The sequence below is a fragment of the Xanthobacter sp. DMC47 genome (assembly GCF_056313845.1).
The window spans coordinates 1429635-1450241 of sequence record NZ_JBQUZM010000001.1; the positions used below are offsets into that span (position 1 = coordinate 1429635).

The 20607-nt window shown below is 68.2% G+C and carries 16 protein-coding genes; 9 read left to right on the top strand and 7 right to left on the bottom strand.

The features are described 5' to 3' along the window. Window positions 1-9 precede the first annotated feature (9 nt). Window positions 10-870 (bottom strand): IclR family transcriptional regulator, encoded by an 861-nt coding sequence (locus ACT54R_RS06615; protein ID WP_476326413.1) that lies wholly within the window; start codon window positions 868-870, stop codon window positions 10-12. Between the two features lie 257 nt (window positions 871-1127). On the opposite strand from ACT54R_RS06615, the gene ACT54R_RS06620 reads away from it, so the two are divergent. Then, window positions 1128-2159, top strand: a complete 1032-nt coding sequence (locus ACT54R_RS06620; protein WP_476324728.1) for a TRAP transporter substrate-binding protein — start codon at window positions 1128-1130, stop codon at window positions 2157-2159. Window positions 2160-2210: 51 nt separating this feature from the next. Here the strand turns inward: ACT54R_RS06620 and ACT54R_RS06625 are convergent, their stop codons facing one another. The 5 genes from ACT54R_RS06625 to ACT54R_RS06645 all read right to left on the bottom strand — a co-directional run bounded on the left by ACT54R_RS06625 (window position 2211) and on the right by ACT54R_RS06645 (window position 7271). Further along, window positions 2211-3836 carry an alpha-amylase family glycosyl hydrolase gene (locus ACT54R_RS06625; RefSeq protein ID WP_476324730.1) on the bottom strand — a complete coding sequence of 542 codons (1626 nt, stop codon included), beginning with the start codon at window positions 3834-3836 and terminating at the stop codon, window positions 2211-2213. A gap of 106 nt (window positions 3837-3942) precedes the next feature. Beyond that, the gene (locus ACT54R_RS06630; RefSeq protein WP_476324732.1) at window positions 3943-4914 is read right to left on the bottom strand and encodes a HEAT repeat domain-containing protein; all 972 of its coding nucleotides are present in this window, start codon (window positions 4912-4914) and stop codon (window positions 3943-3945) included. A 5-nt stretch (window positions 4915-4919) separates the two neighbouring features. Continuing rightward, window positions 4920-5153 carry a 4Fe-4S dicluster domain-containing protein gene (locus ACT54R_RS06635; RefSeq protein ID WP_024277657.1) on the bottom strand — a complete coding sequence of 78 codons (234 nt, stop codon included), beginning with the start codon at window positions 5151-5153 and terminating at the stop codon, window positions 4920-4922. 31 nt (window positions 5154-5184) lie between these two features. Then, window positions 5185-6933 carry a fumarate reductase/succinate dehydrogenase flavoprotein subunit gene (locus tag ACT54R_RS06640; protein ID WP_476324734.1) on the bottom strand — a complete coding sequence of 583 codons (1749 nt, stop codon included), beginning with the start codon at window positions 6931-6933 and terminating at the stop codon, window positions 5185-5187. Then, a complete protein-coding gene (locus tag ACT54R_RS06645; protein WP_476324736.1) occupies window positions 6930-7271 on the bottom strand; it encodes a DUF971 domain-containing protein in 342 nt (113 codons plus the stop codon). The genes ACT54R_RS06640 and ACT54R_RS06645 overlap by 4 nt, the downstream gene beginning before the upstream one ends. A gap of 130 nt (window positions 7272-7401) precedes the next feature. Here ACT54R_RS06645 and ACT54R_RS06650 point away from each other — a divergent pair, with 130 nt between their 5' ends. Continuing rightward, complete coding sequence (locus ACT54R_RS06650) at window positions 7402-8505, top strand: NAD(P)/FAD-dependent oxidoreductase (protein WP_476324738.1); 1104 nt, start codon at window positions 7402-7404, stop codon at window positions 8503-8505. 106 nt (window positions 8506-8611) lie between these two features. Here the strand turns inward: ACT54R_RS06650 and typA are convergent, their stop codons facing one another. Further along, window positions 8612-10441 (bottom strand): translational GTPase TypA, encoded by a 1830-nt coding sequence (typA, locus tag ACT54R_RS06655; protein ID WP_168459313.1) that lies wholly within the window; start codon window positions 10439-10441, stop codon window positions 8612-8614. A gap of 246 nt (window positions 10442-10687) precedes the next feature. On the opposite strand from typA, the gene ACT54R_RS06660 reads away from it, so the two are divergent. From ACT54R_RS06660 to ACT54R_RS06690, 7 genes are all read left to right on the top strand, one after another. Next, complete coding sequence (locus ACT54R_RS06660) at window positions 10688-11113, top strand: ion channel (protein ID WP_476324740.1); 426 nt, start codon at window positions 10688-10690, stop codon at window positions 11111-11113. An 84-nt stretch (window positions 11114-11197) separates the two neighbouring features. Beyond that, window positions 11198-12580, top strand: a complete 1383-nt coding sequence (locus ACT54R_RS06665; protein WP_476324742.1) for a PP2C family protein-serine/threonine phosphatase — start codon at window positions 11198-11200, stop codon at window positions 12578-12580. A 63-nt stretch (window positions 12581-12643) separates the two neighbouring features. Continuing rightward, window positions 12644-12964: a hypothetical protein gene (locus ACT54R_RS06670; protein ID WP_476324744.1), complete on the top strand. Its 321-nt coding sequence runs from the start codon at window positions 12644-12646 to the stop codon at window positions 12962-12964. A gap of 151 nt (window positions 12965-13115) precedes the next feature. Further along, entirely contained in the window at window positions 13116-14252 is a 1137-nt protein-coding gene (locus tag ACT54R_RS06675) for an FIST signal transduction protein (protein WP_476324746.1), read from the top strand. A 432-nt stretch (window positions 14253-14684) separates the two neighbouring features. Beyond that, window positions 14685-16892 carry an oxidoreductase gene (locus ACT54R_RS06680; RefSeq protein ID WP_476324748.1) on the top strand — a complete coding sequence of 736 codons (2208 nt, stop codon included), beginning with the start codon at window positions 14685-14687 and terminating at the stop codon, window positions 16890-16892. Window positions 16893-17033: 141 nt separating this feature from the next. Continuing rightward, on the top strand, window positions 17034-19196 hold the full coding sequence (locus ACT54R_RS06685) for a (Fe-S)-binding protein (RefSeq protein WP_476324750.1): 2163 nt from the start codon (window positions 17034-17036) through the stop codon (window positions 19194-19196). Window positions 19197-19217: 21 nt separating this feature from the next. Next, a complete protein-coding gene (locus tag ACT54R_RS06690; protein WP_476324752.1) occupies window positions 19218-20603 on the top strand; it encodes a hypothetical protein in 1386 nt (461 codons plus the stop codon). Window positions 20604-20607: the final 4 nt, after the last annotated feature.

The window sequence follows — 20607 nt, forward strand, 5'->3', positions numbered from 1 at the left end:
CGGAAACGGTCAGGGGGCCGGGCGGGCGATGGAACGGGCCGGGCGCTGCGCGGGGCTGCGCTCGCTGCCCCCCAGCTTCGCCTCCAGCGCACCGGCTTCGCGCTGGAGCAGCGGCACCAGATCCTTTTGCCGCTCCGCACCGAGCCGGCTCTCGATGGCGGCGAGCGAGAGGGCGCCGAGCGGGCGCCCGTCCGCCCCGCGCACCACCACGCCGATCCCCCACGAGCCGGCGACGTAAAGGCCGGGATTGAGCGCGTAGCCACGCGCGCGGGTCTCACCCATGGCGCGGCGCAGCAGGTCGGCGGAATAGCCGGGATAGGCCGCGAGCGCCGCCGCATTGGCTTCGATGATTCGCGCTGCCTCGGCTTCCGGGAGAGCGGCAAGGATCGCGAGGCCGCCCGCGCCGATGCCGAGAGGATGCCGGTCGCCGGCCTGAAGCACGTGGGTGCGGATGGGCCAGGTGCCCTCCTCGCGATGCAGGCACACGGAGAAGGCGCCGCGCGGAACGGAGAGGAAGGCGCAGTCGCCGCTCTGGCGGGCAATGCGGGTGAGGCCGTCGAGGGCGAGGGCATGGATGCCGAAGCGCGGCGCGGCGAGCGTGCCGAGCACATAGGCCTCCGGCCCCACATGATAGCGGCGGCTCGCCTCGTCCTGATCCACCAGCCCCGCGCGCACCAGTGCGAGCAGCACGCGCCGCACTGTGGGCTTGGACAGGCCGGAACGCGCGACGAGATCGGCAAGGCGAGCGCCCTCCGCCCCGGCGCGGCCCACCAGCATCAGCAGCGCGACCGCGCGCTCGATGCTCTGGGTGCCGCCGGTTACCTCGGGGAGGCTATCCGGGGTCGCGCCCGACGGATGCTCCGGCCCGATTGCTCCGGCGGCGGGCGCCTTAAGTCCCCCTGCCACGCGCGCTCCCTCGATCCAGAATATGGACCTGAACTATCTGGCGAATTGGGACCACCGCCGCGCGGCGTCCGCTGGGACCATAATCTGCTTGCGAAATGCCCACAAGCGGGCCAGCATGGGCGGCGGGAAAAGAGGTCCATATATTGGACCCAAGGAAACCAGTCGGGCCGGGCCGGAGCCAGTCGGGGCGCCGCGCGAAACGGCCGCAAGGAGGAGCACCGATGACCCTGACCCGTCGCACCCTCATCAAGGCGAGCGCCGCGACCGCGCTGACCGGGGCCATCGCCCCGGCTCTGTTCGCCCCCACCGTCGCGCGGGCCCAGAGCGCCGAATTCGCCTACAAATACGCCAACAACCTGCCGGTCACGCACCCCATGAACGTGCGCGCGCAGGAGATGGCGGCGAAGATCAAGGCCGAGACCAAGGGCAGGGTCGAGATCAGCATCTTCCCCTCCAGCCAGCTCGGCGGCGACACCGACATGCTGAGCCAGCTGCGCTCGGGCGCCATCGAGTTCTTCACCTTGTCGCCGCTGATCCTCTCCACGCTGGTGCCCAACGCCTCCATCAGCGGCATCGGCTTCGCCTTCCCGGATTATGCCAGCGTGTGGAAGGCCATGGACGGCGACCTCGGCACCTATGTGCGGGGCCAGATCTCCAAGGCCGGCATCATCGCCATGGACAAGATCTGGGACAACGGCTTCCGCCAGATCACCACCTCCACCAAGCCCATCGAGACCGCGGCCGACCTCAAGGGCCTGAAGATCCGCGTGCCGGTGTCGCCGCTGTGGACCTCCATGTTCAAGGCGTTCGACAGCGCCCCGGCCTCGCTCAACTTCGCCGAGGTCTACACCGCGCTGCAGACCCGCGCCGTCGACGCGCAGGAGAACCCGCTCGCCATCATCTCCACGGCGAAGCTCTACGAGGTGCAGAAATACTGCTCCCTCACCAACCACATGTGGGACGGCTTCTGGTTCCTCGCCAACCGCCGCGCCTTCGAGAAGCTGCCCGACGATCTGCGCGCCATCGTGGCGAAGAACATCAACGAGGCGGGCCTCAAGCAGCGCGACGACGTGTTCGCCCTCAACAACACCCTGCGCAAGGAGCTGGCGGAAAAGGGCCTCGCCTTCAACGAGCCGAAGGTGGACAGCTTCCGCGACCAGCTGCGCAAGGCCGGCTTCTACGCCGAGTGGAAGGGCAAGTACGGCGACGAGGCCTGGGCCACGCTGGAGAAGTATACCGGCCAGCTCTCCTGAGCCGCCGCTCTTCCTCGCGTTCAAGGGGCGGCCTCGGCCGCCCCTTTTCGTTCAGGGCGCCAGTTGCACCACGATGCCCTCATTGGGCCGAAGGTCGATGGTGTCGCCCACGCGTTCCCCCGCCCGATCGCAGAAGGTCGACAGCAGGAGGCGACCGCCGCCGGCGGCTTCCGGCAAGGTCGCCGACAGCGGATCGCCGCCGAGATTCAGCGCCACCAGCAGCGTCTCCCCTTCCCCCTGCCTGAGATAGGCGACGAGATCGCCCACCGCCGCCACGGGCGACCACAGCCCCACGGACAGGGCCGGATGCGCCCGCCGCAGGGCGAGCAGCGCGCGGGTGAGGGTGAGCATGGAAGCCCCCTCCCCCTGCTCGCGCTTCACGTTCACCTCGGTGAAATCGTCCGCCAGCGGCAGCCACGGCTCCACCGTGGAAAAGCCGGCGAAAGGGCCATCGTCCCACTGCATGGGCGTGCGCGCGCCGTCGCGGCCGAGGCCGAGGCCGGGGACATTCTTCTCGAACGGATCCTGGACCCGCTCGGGCGGGATGGACACCTGCGACATGCCGATCTCGTCGCCATAATAGAGCGTCGGCGTGCCCCGCAGCGTCAGCAGCAGCATGGCCGCGACCCGAGCCTGATCGGGCCCAAGCCGGCCGACGACACGCGGGCGATCGTGGTTGGAGAGCACCCAGTTGGGCCAGCCCCCTTCGGGGATGGCGGCTTCATAGGCGGCGATCAGCGGCGCCAGCTCCGCCGCGTTCCAGGGCGCCGCCAGCAGCGTGAAATTGAACGGCAGGTGCACGCCCCGCCCGTCCTCGCCGTAATAGGCGGCGATGCGATGGAGCGGCAGATAGGCTTCGCCGATCAGCACCCGGTCGCCCTCGTAGGAATCGGCAAGATCGCGGAAGCCGGCGATCACGTCCATCACTTCCGGCCGGTCGCCGGTATAGATGTGCGTCAGGGCGGAATGGGGATTCATGCCCTCGCGGTAGTCGGGGTTCGGCGGGTTGTCCCGAAACTCCGCATCCTTGATGACATGCCAGAGCGCATCGATACGGAAGCCGTCCACGCCCCGGTCGAACCAGAAGCGCAGGGCATCGTGCATGGCGTCTACCACCTCCGGATTGCGCCAGTTGAGGTCCGGCTGCTCCTTCAGGAAGGCGTGGTAGTAATACTGGCCGCTCGCCTCGTCGTATTCCCAGCCGCTGCCGCCGAATTCCGAGAGCCAGTTGTTGGGCGGCCCGCCGTCGGGGGCGGGGTCGTGCCAGATGTACCAGTCACGCTTGGGATCGTCCTTGGACGAGCGCGACGCCTTGAACCACGGATGCTCCTGCGAGGAGTGGTTGGGCACGAAATCGAGGATGATCCGGAGCCCCACGCTGTGAGCCTCCGCCACCAGCCGGTCGAAATCTTCGAGAGAGCCGAACAGGGGATGGATGGCGGTGTAGTCGGCCACGTCATAGCCGAAGTCGGCCATGGGCGAGGGATAGATGGGGGAGATCCAAATGGCGTCGATGCCGAGGTCGGCGAGATAGGGAAGCCGGGAGATGATGCCCGGAAGGTCGCCCACCCCGTCGCCGTCACTGTCCTGGAAGGAGCGCGGATAGATCTGGTAGACGACGCCGGACTGCCACCACAATGGCCCGGTCTTCAGCCACTCGCGTTCCTGCTCCGCCATCGGCGCCTTCTCCCGCTCTGCCGGAGCACTCTTGCGCTCCGGCTCAGATTGGAGAAGTACGGCCGGCCCGGTTCGGTTTCATGACCGGACGCAGGCCGGGGTCGCTTCAGGCCGCGCGGCAGCGGTCGATGGCCCAGCGCACCAGCTTGCGCACGTCCGGATCGGGATCGTCATAGGCGGCTTCCAGCGCGGACACGGCGGCGGGATCGGCGATCTCCCCCAGCGCGGCGGCGGCCTCCTTGCGGACGTTGGACAACTGGTCGCCGAGCGCTTCGGCCACCACGGGAACGGCGGCGCGGGCCTTGAGCTTGCCGAGCGCGTTCACCGCCTTGGCCTTCACCTGCCAGGCATCGTCGTTGGCGGCGACGATCAGCGGGTCCACCGCCTCCTGGATCTTGGCCTTGCCGATGGAATAGGCGGCTTCCTCGCGCACCTGCCAGTGGCCGTCCTTGAGCCCGGCGATCAGAGCGGGAACGCCCGCCGTGCCGCTGCGCACGAACACGAGGGCCGCCATCACTGCCCGGCGCACCGCCGCTTCCGGATCGGTGGCGGCGAGCAGCAGCGCGGGCAGCGCGGCATCCGCCTTGAGGTAGCCCAGAACGCCCAGCGCCTCGCGCCGCACGGCGATGTCGGGATCGGTGAGGGCGGCGAGAGCCACCGGCATGGCCGATGGATCCTGCATGTCGCGCAGCGCCCGCAGCGCCGAGGCGCGAACGAACGCGCTCAGGGGCCCGCCCGTCTCCTGCGCCCTCTCGATGAGGCGGGGGGCGGAGGCCGGCTCCTTCTTGTCGGCAAGGCTCTCGGCGGCGGCGAGGCGCACCGCCTCCTCCGCGTCGTCCAGCGCATCGATCAGGCCGAGGGCAGCGGACAGGCCGGAGTGCTCGTCCAGCGACTTGGCGGCGGCTTCCCGCACGCCGGCATCTGAGTCCTTCAGGCCGGCGAGCAGCAGGTCCACCGCACCCGGGTCCACACTCTCGGCGAGGCCCAGCATGGCCACGCGGCGGATGCCGGCATCGGGATCGCGGGCGCGATCCGCCACGGCGTCGAGATCGTCGTCGAAATCGTCGAAGATGGCCATGGCGCTCACCGCAGCAGATAGGGGATTTCGACCTTCACCGCGCCGGTGGGGCAATCCACCTCGCACGGCATGCAATACCAGCACTCGTCATACTTCATGTGCGCCTTGCCCGAGGCCGGGTTGATGGCGAGCACGTCGAGGGGGCACACGTCGATGCAGACGCGGCAACCCTTCTCGGCGATGCACTTGTCGTCATCGACGGTCACGGGCACGGAGGTGGTGTGATTGGCGAAAGGCATGGGGGCAGCTCCGGAATTCGGGGTGTGAGGCTCATTCGGCGGCGATGGCCGGCGTGCGCAGCTGGTGGTAGGCGCCCATCTCGTCCTCATCGATCTCGACGACATAGGGGTCCACCGCGCGCTTCTTGTGCGCCATGCGGCCCATCTCGTCCTTGTAGAGGAGGGTGTGGCAGAACCAGTTCTCGTTGTCGGTGGCGGGGTGATCGACGCGCCAGTGGTAGAGGCCCCAGCGGCTTTCGGTGCGATAGAGCGAGGCGGCGGCGGCCATGTCGGCGCAATCGAGGATGGATTGCAGCTCCAGCGCCCGCATCAATTCATGCGGATCCTTCACGCACAGTGCCGAAAGATCGTCGCGGACCTCGGCGAGGCGGGCCTGGCCGATCTTGTACTTGGCGGTCACCTTCGGCGGCTGGAGATAGTCGTTCACGAGGCGGCGCGCCTTGTACTCCATCTCGAAGGGGGTGAGGCCGTCGTCGCGGCGGGTGGGCGCCATCACGCGGGCCTGCTCGCGGGCGATGTCGGCGGCGTCATAGGCCGGCAGGTCGGTGGAGGCGCAGTAATCTGCCGCGTCCTCGCCCGCGATGCCGCCGTTCACGAAGGCGCCGAGCATGTAATTGTGCGGCACGCTCGCCATGTCGCCGGCGGCATAGAGGCCGGGCACGGTGGTGCGGGCGTTCTCATCCACCCACACGCCCGAGGCGGAGTGGCCGGAGCAGAAGCCGATCTCGGAGATGTGCATCTCCACCATGTTCTGGCGATAGTTCGTGCCCCGGTTCTCGTGGAACCGCCCGCGCGAGGGCCGCTCGTTGGAGTGCAGGATGGTCTCGATCTCGGAGATGGTCTCCTCGGCGAGGTGGGTCATGTTGAGGAAGACCGGGCCGTTGCCGCTCAGTAGCTCGCCGTAGAATTCCTTCATCATCTGGCCCGACCAGTAATCGCACTCGATGAAGCGCTCGCCCTTGTTGTTGGCGGTGTAGCCGCCGAACGGGCCGGTGACATAGGCGCAGGCCGGGCCGTTATAATCCTTGATGAGCGGGTTGATCTGGTAGCACTCGAGGTTCGCGAGGCCCGCGCCGGCGTGATAGGCCATGGCATAGCCGTCGCCGCAGTTCGCCGGGTTCTCGTAGGTGCCGAACAAATAGCCGGAGGCCGGCAGGCCGAGGCGGCCGGCGGCGCCGCAGGCCAGCACCACCGCCTTGGCGCGGATCACCAGGAACTCGCCGGTTCGGGTATTGACGCCGATGGCGCCGGCGATGCGGCCGTCCGTGCCGGTGAGGAGGCGGGTGGCCATGTAGCGGTTGGTCACCAGCACCTGATGCTTGCGCAGCTGGCGGTAGAGCGCCTTCTTGACGTGGTGCCCTTCCGGCATGGGCAGCACATAGGTGCCCATGTGGTGGACCTTGCGGACGTTGTATTCGCCGGAGCCGTCCTTCTCGAACTTCACGCCGATGGAATCCAGATACTGGATCATCGGGTAGGAGCCCGTCGCATAGGCCATCACCGCCTTCTGGTGGACGATGCCGTCATTGGCGACGGTGATCTCCTTCACATACTGCTCGGGGGTGGCGTAGCCGGGGATGACGGCGTTGTTCAGTCCGTCCATGCCCATGGAGACCGCGCCGGAGCGCTTCACATTGGCCTTCTCCATGAGGACCACCTTAAGGCCGGGGTTCTTCTCCTTGGCCTTGATGGCCGCCATCGGGCCGCCGGTGCCGCCGCCGATGACGAGGATGTCGGTCTCGACGATTTCGGTCTTCATCTCGCTGTCGAACGCGCTCATGGGTTCATCTCCGGAAGGTCGTTGGCGGCCGCCGCGGCCAGCGCCGCGAGATAGGCGAAGGGATAGACCCCGCGCTTGTGGCCGTCGGAAAAGGTGAGGTTCAGGCCGTGCGCGCCGAACGGCTCCACGCCGGTGAGCGCCACGCCGGGAAAGGCTGAGGGAAAGCGGTCGCGGGCGCGGTCCGCCGTGCAGGCGGCGCAGCGGCAGGCGGAGCGCAGGCGCTCGGCCGAGAATTCCGCCCGCGTCCCGCCATAGGCAAGGGTCAGGCGGCGCCGGTCCCGGTCGAGGCGGATTTCCTCGACTTCAGGGGGAAGGGGTGCGGGGGCAGACGTCATCATGGCCCCGATTGGACATCGCGACCCCTCCTGCCGATAGCAACTAGTTGCTGGCTGGAGCACTTCCAGGGAGACGCTTTGCGTGGCCCCCGCCTGCGCTATGGTACCGGTCGCGGATCACGGGAAGAGCGGTATGGATCGGGTGGACTGCATCGTCGCGGGCGCGGGCGTGGTGGGGCTCGCCATCGCCCGCGCGCTGGCGCTGGCGGGACGGGAAGTGGTGCTGGTGGAAGCGGCGGACGCCATCGGCACCGGCACCTCCTCGCGCAACTCGGAGGTAATCCATGCCGGCATCTATTACGAGCCGGGCAGCCTCAAGGCCGAGCTGTGCGTGCGCGGCAAGGAGCTGCTCTACGCCTTCTGCGAGAGCCACGGGGTGGGGCACAAGCGCATCGGCAAGCTCATCGTCGCCGCCACGCCGGAGGAAGTGGCCTATCTGGAGAAGCTGGCGAAGACCGGCGCGGCCAACGGCGTCGATGATCTCAAGATGCTGAGCGGCGCGCAGGCGCAGGCGCTGGAGCCGGCGCTCTCGGCCCACGCGGCGCTGCACTCGCCCTCCACCGGCATCGTGGACTCTCACGGCCTGATGCTGGCGCTGCTCGGCGACATGGAGGCGGCCGGCGGGATGCTCGCCCTCTCCTCCCCCGTCGTCGCCGCAGAGGCGGGGGCGGACGGCATCGTTCTGACCACCGGCGGGCCGGAGCCCATGGCGCTCGCCTGCCGGCTGTTCATCAATTCCGCCGGGCTCGATGCCCCTGCCCTCGCCCGCGCCATCTCCGGCATGCCCCCCCATCTGGTGCCGCAGGAGACAATGGCCAAGGGCAATTACTTCACCTGCCTCAGGAAAGTGCCCTTCTCGCGCCTGATCTACCCTGTGCCGGAGGTGGGCGGCCTCGGCACGCACCTCACGCTGGACCTCGGCGGGCAAGGGCGCTTCGGCCCCGATGTGGAGTGGGTCAGCACGCGGGACTACGTTGTCGACCCTGCACGCAAGGCCGCCATGATGGCCTCCATCCGCCGCTACTGGCCGGAGTTGCGCGAGGAGGATCTGGCACCCGGCTATTCCGGCATCCGGCCGAAGATCCCCGGCGTGGAGGGGCGCGCACCCGATTTCGCTATCCAGGGGCCGGCGGCGCATGGCGTACCGGGGTTGGTGAATCTCTTCGGCATCGAATCGCCGGGGCTGACGAGCTGCCTCGCCATCGCAGAGAGGGTGGTGGAGGTGGCGGAGGGATAGGGCCGGAGCCTCCCTCTCCCGCGCGCGAGACGGCAACCGACAACCCAACAAAAAAGGGCAGCGGCCGGAACCGCTGCCCTCTTCAAACACCTAAAGCAGACGGCCCTCAGGCCATCTCGCTTTCCTTCTTGCGCTCCTCGCGCTTGCGGTCGTTGGGGTCCAGCAGGCGCTTGCGCAGGCGGATGGACTTGGGCGTCACCTCAACCAGCTCGTCGTCCTGGATCCACGCCAGCGCGCGCTCCAGCGTCATGCGGATCGGCGGGGTGAGGCGCACGGCCTCGTCCTTGGAGGTGGTGCGGATGTTGGTGAGCTGCTTGCCCTTCAGCACGTTCACTTCCAGGTCGTTGTCCCGGTTGTGCACGCCGATGAGCATACCCTGGTACACCTTCCAGCCGGGCTCGATCATCATCGGGCCGCGATCTTCGAGGTTCCACAGGGCGTAGGCCACCGCCTCGCCTGCCGCGTTGGCGATGAGCACGCCGTTGGTGCGGCCGGCGATCTCACCGCGATAGGGCGCATATTCGTGGAACAGCCGGTTCATGATGGCCGTGCCTCGGGTGTCGGTAAGCAGCTCCGACTGGTAGCCGATGAGGCCGCGGGTGGGGGCGTAGAAGACGAGGCGCTGGCGGTTGCCGCCGGAGGGGCGCATCTCGATCATCTCGGCGCGGCGCTCGCTCATCTTCTGGACGACGGTGCCGGAATATTCCTCGTCCACGTCGATCAGCACTTCCTCGATGGGCTCAAGGGTCTGGCCGGTGGCCTCGTCCTTCTTGAACACCACGCGGGGACGCGACACGGCGAGCTCGAAGCCTTCGCGGCGCATGGTCTCGATGAGCACCGCCAGCTGAAGTTCGCCGCGGCCCGACACGAAGAAGGAATCCTTCTCGGTGGATTCCTCGATCTTCAGCGCCACGTTGCCCTCCGCCTCGCGGAACAGGCGGTCGCGGATGACGCGGCTGGTCACCTTGTCGCCCTCGGTGCCGGCGAGGGGCGAATCGTTCACGATGAACGACATGGTGACGGTGGGGGGATCGATGGGCTGAGCTTCCATCGCCTCGGTCACTTCGAGCGCGCAGAAGGTGTCGGCCACCGTGCCCTTGGACAGGCCGGCAATGGCGACGATGTCGCCCTGCACGCCTTCCTCGATGGGCTGGCGCTCGATGCCGCGGAAGGCGAGGATCTTGGAGACGCGGCCCTGCTCCACCAGCGAGCCGTCCTGCGCCAGCACCTTGATGGCCTGGTTCGGCTTGATGGAGCCGGAGGTGATGCGCCCGGTGATCATGCGGCCGAGGAAGGGGTTGGCCTCGAGCAGCGTACCGATCATGCGGAACGGGCCGTCGTCGACGGTCGGCTCAGGCACGTGGCGCAGCACGAGATCGAACAAAGGCGCCATGCCCTGGTCCATGGGGCCTTCCGGGCTATCGGCCATCCAGCCGCTGCGGCCGGAACCGTAGAGGATCGGGAAATCGAGCTGCTCATCGGTGGCGTCGAGCGCCGCGAACAGGTCGAACACCTCGTTGATGACCTCGGTCGGACGCGCGTCGGAGCGGTCCACCTTGTTGATGGCCACGATGGGCTTGAGGCCGATCTTCAGCGCCTTGCCGACCACGAACTTGGTCTGCGGCATGGGGCCTTCCGCGGCGTCCACGAGCACGATGGCACCGTCCACCATGTTCAGGATGCGCTCCACCTCGCCGCCGAAGTCGGCGTGGCCGGGGGTGTCGACGATGTTGATGCGCGTGTCCTTCCAGACCACCGAGGTGGCCTTGGCGAGGATGGTGATGCCGCGCTCCTTCTCGAGATCGTTCGAATCCATCACGCGCTCGGCGACCCGCTGGTTCTCGCGGTAGGACCCCGACTGCTTCAGCAGCTCGTCCACCAGCGTGGTCTTGCCGTGGTCGACGTGGGCGATGATGGCGATGTTCCGCAGCTTCATGGAAGGTCCAGCACGAAAACGCGGGTCCGAATGACTCGGGCCCGCCGGGAAAGGGATATTTTGCGGCGCAAAATACACAGAAACCGATCAAGATCAATGCGACCGCGCCGCGACCCCGCCACCGCGACCTCGCCGGGCGAGGCCGAGACCTGTGGCGACCTCCCCTTGCCGCCGCGTTCGCGCCGGTTCATCAGGCAAGCCGTGGCGGCGCGGACTCGCGGAACAGGAAGAGACAGGGGCATGTGGATGGACGGGGCGTTCGCTGCGGGTCTTCTGGTCAGCATCATCACCATCGCGATCCAGGCCTTGGGCACGGTCATCGTCATCAAGATGGTGCGCTTCGCCTCGCACCACCTCACCGGACGGCGCAAGATCGAGACCCTCGTCATCGTCATGGCGGCCTCGGGCACGATCCTCACCGTCATCCACCTGCTGGAAGTGATGGTGTGGGCGCAGCTCTATGCGCTCACGGGCGCCACCGAGCCGGACAACATCTACTATTTCGCCTTCGTCAATTTTACGACGCTGGGCTACGGCGACCTCATCCCGGCCCGCCCGTGGCGCATCCTCGGGCCGATGACGGCGGCCAACGGCATGCTGCTGTTCGGCTGGTCCACGGCGGTGCTGTTCGCCGTGCTGTCGCGGGCCATCGCCCAGTTGCGCATCCGGTAGGCCCGGTGCCGTCCCGCGTTTGAGGTAAGGTCGTCCCGCCCGGCCTGCGCTATAGTGGATTATCGCGAGGGGCGCGCACGAACCATGGCACCAGGAGCATCGCAGCAGACGGTACCGGATCCGACCGGTTCGGACGGAACCGCGAAGCACGCCCTCACGGCCGCGCAGGTGATGGCCCGCCATCCCTATTTCGCCGCCTTTCCGCTAGAGGAGCTGGCCGACCTGATCGCCCGCGGTGAGTGGATGGAGGTCGCGCCTGGCACGCGCCTGCTCTGCCGGGGGGATGTCGGCACCTTCGCCCTCCTGGTGTTCGAGGGCACGGCGGTCGTCACCATCGATACGCCCTATGAGCACGTCCAGCTGGCGCAATTGCAGGCACCAGCGGTGATCGGCGAGATCGCCGCCTTCACCGGCGTCGCCCGCACTGCCCATGTGGATGCCCTTACCCCGCTCCGCGCCGTCCGGCTATCGGCGGAGGTATTGGAGGCGGCGGGACGGCTGCGGCCGGATCTCCTGTCAGCGGTGATGCGCCAGTTCGGTCGCCGTTTCGAGACCTTCAATCAGGTCTTCGGCTTCTACGCCAACGCCCTTAATGCGCTGGAGCGGCGCGAGTTCGACCTTGCCCTGCTCGATGACCTGCGCAATCCACTGCCGGAGATGGTGGATTTCTCCCACTCCTTCCGCCGTCTCGCCGAGGCGATCATGAGCCGCGCGGCGGAGCGGCGGGAGATGGCCAACGCCGCCGCCATCCAGCGCGCCATGCTGCCCCCGCCTTTGCCGCCGGAGGTGCTGAGCGGCAGAGCGGATATCTTCGCCGCCATGCGTCCGGCGAAAGACGTGGGCGGCGATTTCTACGATTACTTCCTTATCGACGGCCGCCGGCTGGTGGTGACGCTGGGCGATGTCGCTGGCAAGGGCACCCCCGCCGCCTTGTTCATGAGCGCCACCCAGACCGCGCTGCGCATGGTTCTGCGGAGCGAGCCGGACCTTGCCGTAGCGGTTGCGCGGGTAAACGACTTGCTCTGCGCCACCAATGGCGAGGACATGTTCGTCACCCTGTTCTGCGGCGTCATCGATCTCGACACGGGTGTTCTCACTTACTGCAATTGCGGCCATACGGACTGCATGATCCTGCGCGCCGACGGCGGCGTGGAGCGCCCTGCGGCCACCGGGCCGGCGCTCGCGATGATGGAAGGCGCCCGCACCCGCGCCGCGACCGTGACGCTTACGCCCGGCGACCGGCTGTTCCTGTTTTCGGACGGCCTCACCGACGCGTTCAACCCGGCGGAAGAAGCGTTCGGAGAGGCGCGGCTCGAAGCCGCCGCGACGGCCGCCCTCGCAGCCGCGCCCGACCTTCCCGCCGCAGCCTTCCTTTCCGGCATATTCGACGCGGCAATCCGCTGGGCCGACACCGCGCTGCAGTTCGACGACATGACCGCGCTGGCAGTCACGCTCGGCCCGCGCTGATCGGGGGAACATCCCCCCGCCCGGCGGGTTGCCCAAAGGGGCGCGACCGAGCGGAGGACGGCCATGGCCGATGAGCACGATACGCACCCGGCGGCCCCCGACGGTCTGCCGGCGCGAACGCCGCTGGAGCTGGACATCGCCGCGGCGGCCCACCGCAAGATCCTCGTGCTGGCGCTGCAATTGATGGCGCGGGACGAGACCCTTCGACCGGCGCTGGTGGAGGCGGTCAGCCAGAAGCTGACCTTCCACGACGCCCACGAGGATGCCGGCCTCGAGGCCGATGCCGCCTTTGCCTTCGAGCGACGGGTGGACGAGGAGTTCCGCCGTATCCTTTCCGACGTGCAGGCCGTGCTCGGCGAGGAGATGCGCTCGCCCGTGGCCTAAGCACGAGGCCACGGCACGCCGATTGCTTCGGGTATGGAATGACCTTGCTGCCCCGCAAAGTGTCGCGTGATCCGCGCCAAACGCACCCGGCCGTGGCGGGGTTTCCCCCCATCCTTGTCCGCATCCGGACGCATTGCGCGGAAACCCGCTCATGAGCCAGTTCTCCTTCGCCCACGCCGGCAATACCGACTGGCAGGCCGCCCTCGGCTCCTGCTGGAGCCAGCTGCAGGCTCAGCTGACAGACAAGCCGCCGCCGACGCTCGGCTGGTGCTACCTTTCCGACCGTTATACCGGTGCCGCCGGCAACATCATGGAGGCCCTGAAAGCGGGCCTCCCGGCGGTAAGCTGGGTCGGCACCATCGGCGTCGGGGTGGCGGCGGACGACGTGGAATATTTCGATGCGCCGGGCATCGCGATCATGCTCGCCGACATTCCGCCGGACAGCTTCCGTGTCTTCTCCGATCTCGCGCCGCTGGGGGCGGATGGGTTCGAGCCTTTCACTGCCCTCGTCCATGCCGACGGCGGTACGCCGGACCTGCCCGAGCGGCTCAAGGTTCTGGCTGGCCAGACACTCACCGGCTATTTGTTCGGCGGCCTCTCCTCGGCGCGCAACCAGCCTCTGCTGTTTGCCGACGACGTGATGCTCGGCGGCGTGTCCGGCGTCGCTTTCGGGCCGCAGGTGCCGGTGCTCTCCCGCGTCACGCAGGGCTGCCAGCCCATCGGCCCAAAGCGGGCCATCGACCGCGCCGAAGGCAATTACCTCGTGACCCTCGATGGCACACGGGCTCTGGACTGCGCGATGGAGGACCTCGGCCTGCCCGCCGACATTCCCGACGAGCAGCTGCGCCTCGAACTCGGCCAGACGCTGGCCGGTCTCGTCTCACCGGGCGAGGATGCCAGCGCAGCGCCGGGCCGCTTCGGCACCGACACGCAGGTGCGCCACCTCGTGGGCGTCGGCCGCAAGGCCGGGGTGCTGGTGGTGGCGGAGCAATTGGAGGCCGGCGCCCGGCTCGCCTTCTGCAAGCGCAACGCGGACGCCGCGCGCCACGATCTCCTGCGCATCATTGCGGAAGTGAAGGCGCAGGCCGATGCCGCCGGCGGCGCACGCGGCGCGCTCTATGTGAGCTGCTCCGGTCGCGGCGGCCCGCATTTCGGCGCACCCAGCGCGGAGTTCAAGATGGTGCGCGAGGCGCTCGGCCCGGTCCCACTCATCGGTTTCTTCGCCGGCGGCGAGATCGCCCGCCATCACCTTTACGGCTACACCGGCGTGCTGACGCTGTTCACCTGACGGGTCCGGGCAAACCCATCCAAATCCCAACACCATAGAGCCGCCGTGCGGGTACTCCCTGCCGGGCGGATCGTTCGCGCGTCGACCCGTCGATCTCATCGGACCGGGCTTCAGCGACCGCAAGCGTGCGCGCCACCCCAGACGTGCCTAGTCTTCCTCTGCGTCAGGCGCCCGGGCCCATAGCAGACCTGCCGGATTTTGCAGTGCCGCATGTCACGATAGTGCCATTTGGCACTATTGCCGGAGACATGGCCCGGCGCGTTAGAGTTATCCCAATAAGAAAACGACCGGGAACAGACAAGCAAGCTCTTCGTCGAGAAGCGAAAGTATCGATGTGCGCACCCGTGCGCGCAGAGCCTTCTGCTTGTCTTTTTCGGCGAAGAGATCCGGTCGTCACACACCTGCCTTCCGGATTAATTACGGGGAGTCGAGATGACGCACGAAACGCTGGGTGTCAGCAAATACGATATTCTTTTCGAGCCCATCAAGATCGGGCCGAAAACCCTTCGGAACCGTTTCTATCAGGTGCCGCACTGCATCGGCGCCGGTTCCGACAAGCCCGGCTTCCAGGCCGCGCACCGTTCGCTGAAGGCCGAAGGCGGCTGGGCGGCGCTCAACACCGAATACTGTTCCATCCATCCGGAATCGGACGACACGCACCGCGTCTCCGCCCGCATCTGGGATGAAGGCGACGTGCGCAACCTCGCCGCCATGACATCGGAAATCCACAAGTACGGCGCCCTTGCCGGCGTCGAGCTGTGGTACGGCGGCGCCCACGCCCCGTGCATGGAGACCCGCCAGACTGCGCGCGGTCCCAGCCAGTACGCCTCAGAGTTCGAATCCCTCACCTACTGCCACGAGATGGACCACGACGACATCCGTCGCGTGCAGGGCTTCTACGTGGAGGCTGCCCGCCGCGCCCGCGATGCCGGCTTCGACATCATCTATTGCTACGGTGCGCACTCCTATCTGCCGCTGCAGTTCCTCTCCAAGTATTATAACAAGCGCACCGACAAATACGGCGGCAGCTTCGAGAACCGCGCCCGCTTCTGGATCGAGACCCTGGAGCAGATGAAGGCGGCCGTGGGCTCCGAATGCGCCATCGCGACCCGCTTCGCCGTCGATACGCTGATCGGCGAAGACGGCATCGAGGTAGAGCGCGACGGCCTCAAGTTCGTCGAGCTGGCCGACGACCTCGTGGACCTCTGGGACGTGAACGTGGGCGACATCGCCGAGTGGGGCGAGGATGCCGGGCCCTCCCGCTTCTACCGTCAGGGCCACCAGCTCTCCTGGCAGAAGTTCGTGAAGCAGGCCTCCAAGAAGGTCGTGCTCGGCGTCGGCCGGTTTACCGATCCGGAGAAGATGGTCGAGGTTATCCGCAACGGCGAGCTGGACGTGATCGGCGCCGCGCGGCCCTCCATCGCCGATCCCTTCCTCCCGGAGAAGATCCGCGACGGCCGGCTCGACGACATCCGCACCTGCATCGGCTGCAACGTCTGCATCTCCCGCTGGGAGATCGGCGGCCCGCCCATGATCTGCACCCAGAACGCCACCGCCGGCGAGGAATTCCGCCGCGGCTGGCATCCCGAGCGCTTCCCCAAGAAGGGCTCGGACGATGCCATCCTGGTGGTGGGCGCCGGCCCCTCCGGCTCCGAGTGCGCCCGCGTGCTCATGGAGCGCGGCTATGTGGTCCATCTCGTGGACAGCGCCGAGAAGGTCGGCGGCTATGTGAACGAAGTGGCCACCCTTCCCGGCCTCGGCGAGTGGAGCTATCACCGCGACTATCGCGAAGTGCAGCTGAACAAGCTGGTGAAGCGCAACCGCGACAGCCAGATCGCCCTCGGCGGCAAGAAGCTCTCGGTGGAGGACGTGCTCTCCTACGGTGCCGACAAGGTGGTGATCGCCACCGGCGCCCACTGGGTCACGGACGGCACCAACTGCCTCACCCATGCGCCCATCCCGGGCCTGGAAGGCACGCCACGCGCCAATGTGCTCACGCCCGAGGACGTGATCCTCGGCACCAAGCCGATCGGCAAGCGGGTGATGATCCTCAATGCCGACCCCTATTACATGGCGCCGAGCCTCGCGCAGAAGCTGGCGGAGGCAGGGCATCAGGTGACCGTGGCGTCGGGCGTTGAACTCGGCCGCTACATGCACTTCACGCTCGAAGCGCCGAACATGCACCGCATGCTGCACGAGCTGCACATCAACGTGCTCTCCAGCACCTGGGCGAGCCGCGTGGAAGACGGGCGGATCGAGCTCTACAACCTCTGGGGCGACGGGCATAAGCGCGTCTATACCGGCCCCGGCAAAATGCCGCGCACCGCAAACACCACCCACGCCTGGCACGAGTACGACACCCTCGTGCTCGTCACCGCCCGCCGCTCCGAGGATGCCCTGTTCCGGGCCCTCAAGGCGCGCTCCGGCGAGTGGGACGCCCGCGGCATCAAGGGGGTGTACGTGATCGGCGACGCCTGGGCACCCAAGCTCATCGCCGACGCCACCTTCGACGGGCAGCGCCTTGCCCGCGAGATCGAAGAGGCGAACCCGCAGGAGCCCAAGCCCTACCGCCGCGAGGCCGCCGTCTACGGCGCGCCCTACCAGCCGGGCGGCTCCTACGAGATCCGCTACCAGGGCTAGTTCCCCTCGTCCTGGTCAGAGCGGGCGGGGCGCGGCAGATCACGCGCCCCGCATGCCCGCCGTCGCCGGGGTCCAATCCCTCGGCCGGTCCGGGCATTTGCAAGGGCGCAATCAAGAACAAAATCAGAGGGCGAGCAGCACATGATTCCAAGTGGCATCGATCCATCCAAGGTCACGCGCATCCTGTTCCAGGACTTCTCGCCCTGGATGCTCGCGATCTTCTATGTCTATGCCATCGGCTGCATGGCGGCATTCGCCTGGGGCGTCTACGCCCAAGTTCACAAGTATCGCGCCGGACGCCGGGGCGCGCGCCTTGCCTGGGGCGACATCGGACGCAGGCTTCTCGATACCGCGAAGACCATCGCCTCCCATCGCACACTGCGCCGGCGCGACACCGCGGTCGGGCGGCTCCATGCCTTCATCTTCTACGGCTTCGCGCTGTTGTTCATCGGCACCGCCACCATCACCCTGCAGGAAGACATTCTCGGCCCGCTCATCGGCCTCGAATTCTGGCACGGCCATTTCTATTTGCTGTTCAAGCTCACGATGACGCTCGCCGGCACCGGCTTCATCTGCGGCCTCCTCTACATGATGTGGCGGCGCGGCTGGCTGAAGCCGCCGAAGCTCGACTATGCGCGGCCCGACCGCACGCCGCAGGATGCCGACTTCTCTCGCGAGCGCTACCGCATCGAGGACTGGGCCTTCCTGTGGACCCTGCTTCTCATCGGCATCACCGGCTTTCTGCTCTCCGGCGCCCGCATGGTGTGGCTCCAGAACGACCCCGCGGTCTGGGACACGCGCTGGTGGGCGCCGGTGGGTGCGTCCATCGCCGCCGGCCTCAAGGCGCTGGGCTTCACCAGCACCGGCGCGGGGGCGTTGCGCATGGGGCTGTGGTGGCTGCACGGCGTGCTGGCGCTCACCTTCATCGCGCTCATTCCCTATACCAAGGCGAAGCACATCTTCACCGCCGGCGCTTCCTGGCTGCTGCGCAATCCCGAGGCCATCCGCCATCTGCCGCTGGGCGATCTCGACGCCGACCGCATCGGCTATCGCGAGCTGGGCGATGTCGCGAGCCGCTATCTCGTCCAGGCGGACGCGTGCACCAAGTGCGGCCGCTGCCACGAGGCCTGCCCGGCGCGCGCCGCCGGCTATCCGCTCTCCCCGCGCGACGTGGTTCTGACTCTGCGCGAGCAGGCCAACACCCATCTCGGCGAGGTGCTGCCGAAGCCCCGCGCCGCCGGCTGCGCCACGCCCCTCATCGGCCTCGCCACCGGCGAATACCGGCCGGAGACCCTGTGGTCCTGCCGCCAGTGCGGTGCCTGCACGGAGATCTGCCCGGTGGGGGTGGAGCACGTCCCCCTCATCAACATGCTCCGCCGCACGCTGGTGGACGAAGGCGAGATGGATCCGGCCCTCCAGCGCACCCTCGGGGCGGTCAACAAGACCGGCAACTGCTTCAACGAAAGCCGCCGCAAGCGCCCCAACTGGACCAAGGACCTGCCGTTCAAGATCAAGGACGCGCGCAAGGAGCCCGTGGATGTGCTCTGGTTCGTGGGCGACTATGCGAGCTTCGACCCGCGCAACCAGAAGGTCAGCCGCGCCTTTGCCCGCATTCTGCATTCCGCGGGCATCGACTTCGGCATCCTCTACGAGGGCGAGACCACGGCCGGAAACGACGTGCGGCGCGTGGGCGAGGAGGGCCTGTTCCAGCAGCTCGCCGAAGGCAACATCTCGACGCTCGGCGATTGCAGCTTCAACCGCATCGTCACGACCGATCCGCATTCCTTCAACACGCTGAAGAACGAATATCCCGACCTCGGCGGCACCTATGACGTGAGCCACGCCAGCGCCTTCCTGAAGGAGCTGATGGCGGACGGGCGCATCACCCCCGCCCGCAAGCTGGACTTCACCGTCACCTATCACGACCCCTGCCACCTCGGCCGCCTCAACAAGGGCTATGACGCCCCGCGCGACGTGCTCGCCGCCACCGGCGTGAAGCTGGTGGAGATGGGCATGAGCCGGGACAATTCCTTCTGCTGCGGCGGTGGCGGCGGGCGGGTGTGGGTGCCCGATCCGCCCGGCACCACCAAGGTGGGCGATATCCGCGCGCGGGAAGCCGCCGAGATCCATGGCCTCGATGCTCTGGTGGTCAATTGCCCCAAGTGCATGACCATGCTCGAGGACGCGGTGAAGACCACCGGCAATGAGCGCAACTTCCGGGTGCTGGAGCTGACCGAACTGCTCGCCGAGGCGCTGGAGCCCGAGGAGCCCGCTGTCCTTCCCGCCCCCGCAGAGGTCGGCTGAGCGATGGGCGCGCCCGCCAATATGAGTGCGCTGACGGGTGCGCTGATCGCCCGGGGCGACGCCTATCTCGCGCTCCCGGCCTATGGGGCGGAGGGCGCGGAGTGGGCGCAGGCGGCGCTGGCGCGACTGCTCCTCTCCAATGCGCGGCTGAAGCTGGTGTTCGCCGCGCTGCCCTTCGCGCCGCCGGCCTTCCTCGCCCTCCTTGCCGGCGAGGACCGGCCCGCCATCCTCCAGCGCATCGTGCGCAACCCGGCCACATCCGGCGCGACGCTGCTGCGCCTCGCGCGGCAGATGGACGACGCGGCGACACGCGCGGCCCTCGCCGCCCATGCCAACACGCCTTCAGTCGCGCTCATCGGCCTCGCCATGAATGCGGACGCCGCCGTGCGCGCCGCGCTGCTGCGCAATGCCGGAACGCCGGCCGTTGCCCTCCATGCCCTGCTGGACCATGCGGACGCCACGGAGCGCGCCGCCCTCGCCCGCCACCCCCAGGCGGACGCGGACCTGCTGCGCACCCTGCTCGCGGGCGGCGATGCCGTGGTGCGCGCCGAGGCGGTGGCGCATCCCCATTGCCCGCTCACGCAGGTGGCCGATGCGTGCGTCGATGCCAATGCCGCCATCCGCCGCCGGGCGGCATCCAATCCCGTGCTGCCGCCGAGCCTGCGTCAGGCCCTGATGGGCGATCCCGATCCGGCCGTCCGCGCGCAGGCCCTGCGCGGTCATGCGGAAGGCCAGGAAGTCGCCTTGACCGATGACGGCGACGTCCGGGTGCGCCGCGCTCAGGCCCGCCATGTCGCGGTGCCGGAGGATCTGGCGGAGGCCCTCTCTCGTGACGGCGATGTGTGGGTACGCGTCTGGCTCGCCCGCAACCCGGCTTTGCCGGCGGCGCTCATTCAGCGGCTGGGCGGCGATGCCCAGGCGCGGGTGCGCCACGCCGCTGGCCGCAATCCGGCCTGCCCGGCCGATGTGCTCGCGACCCTAGCCCGCGATGGCGACGAATGGGTGCGCGCCGCCGTGGCCTGCCGCCCCGACCTTCCGGTCGAGGCGCTGCGCGCCCTCGAACGGGAGGAGGGGGTGGATGTCGCCTCCGCCGTCGCCCGCAACCCGCAGGCGCGGGAAGCCGCGCTTCGCCGTCTCGCCCGGCATGGGCAGGCGGACGTGCGGCGCGCGGTGGCGCTCAATCCCGATGCCCCGGCAGCCGCCCTGCGCCTGCTACTGGACGATCCTTATCCCTTCAACCGCGCCTTCGCCGTGCGTCATCCGAACCTGCCGGTGGCGGATGCCTGGGGCTCAGCCGACGACGACGCGCCGCAGGTGCGCTTCGCGGTGGGCAAGCGCGCCGTCACCCACGCAACGGCCGCCACGCGCGCCGCACGCAGGCCCCTCGAAACCTTCCCACAGCCGTGAGGAC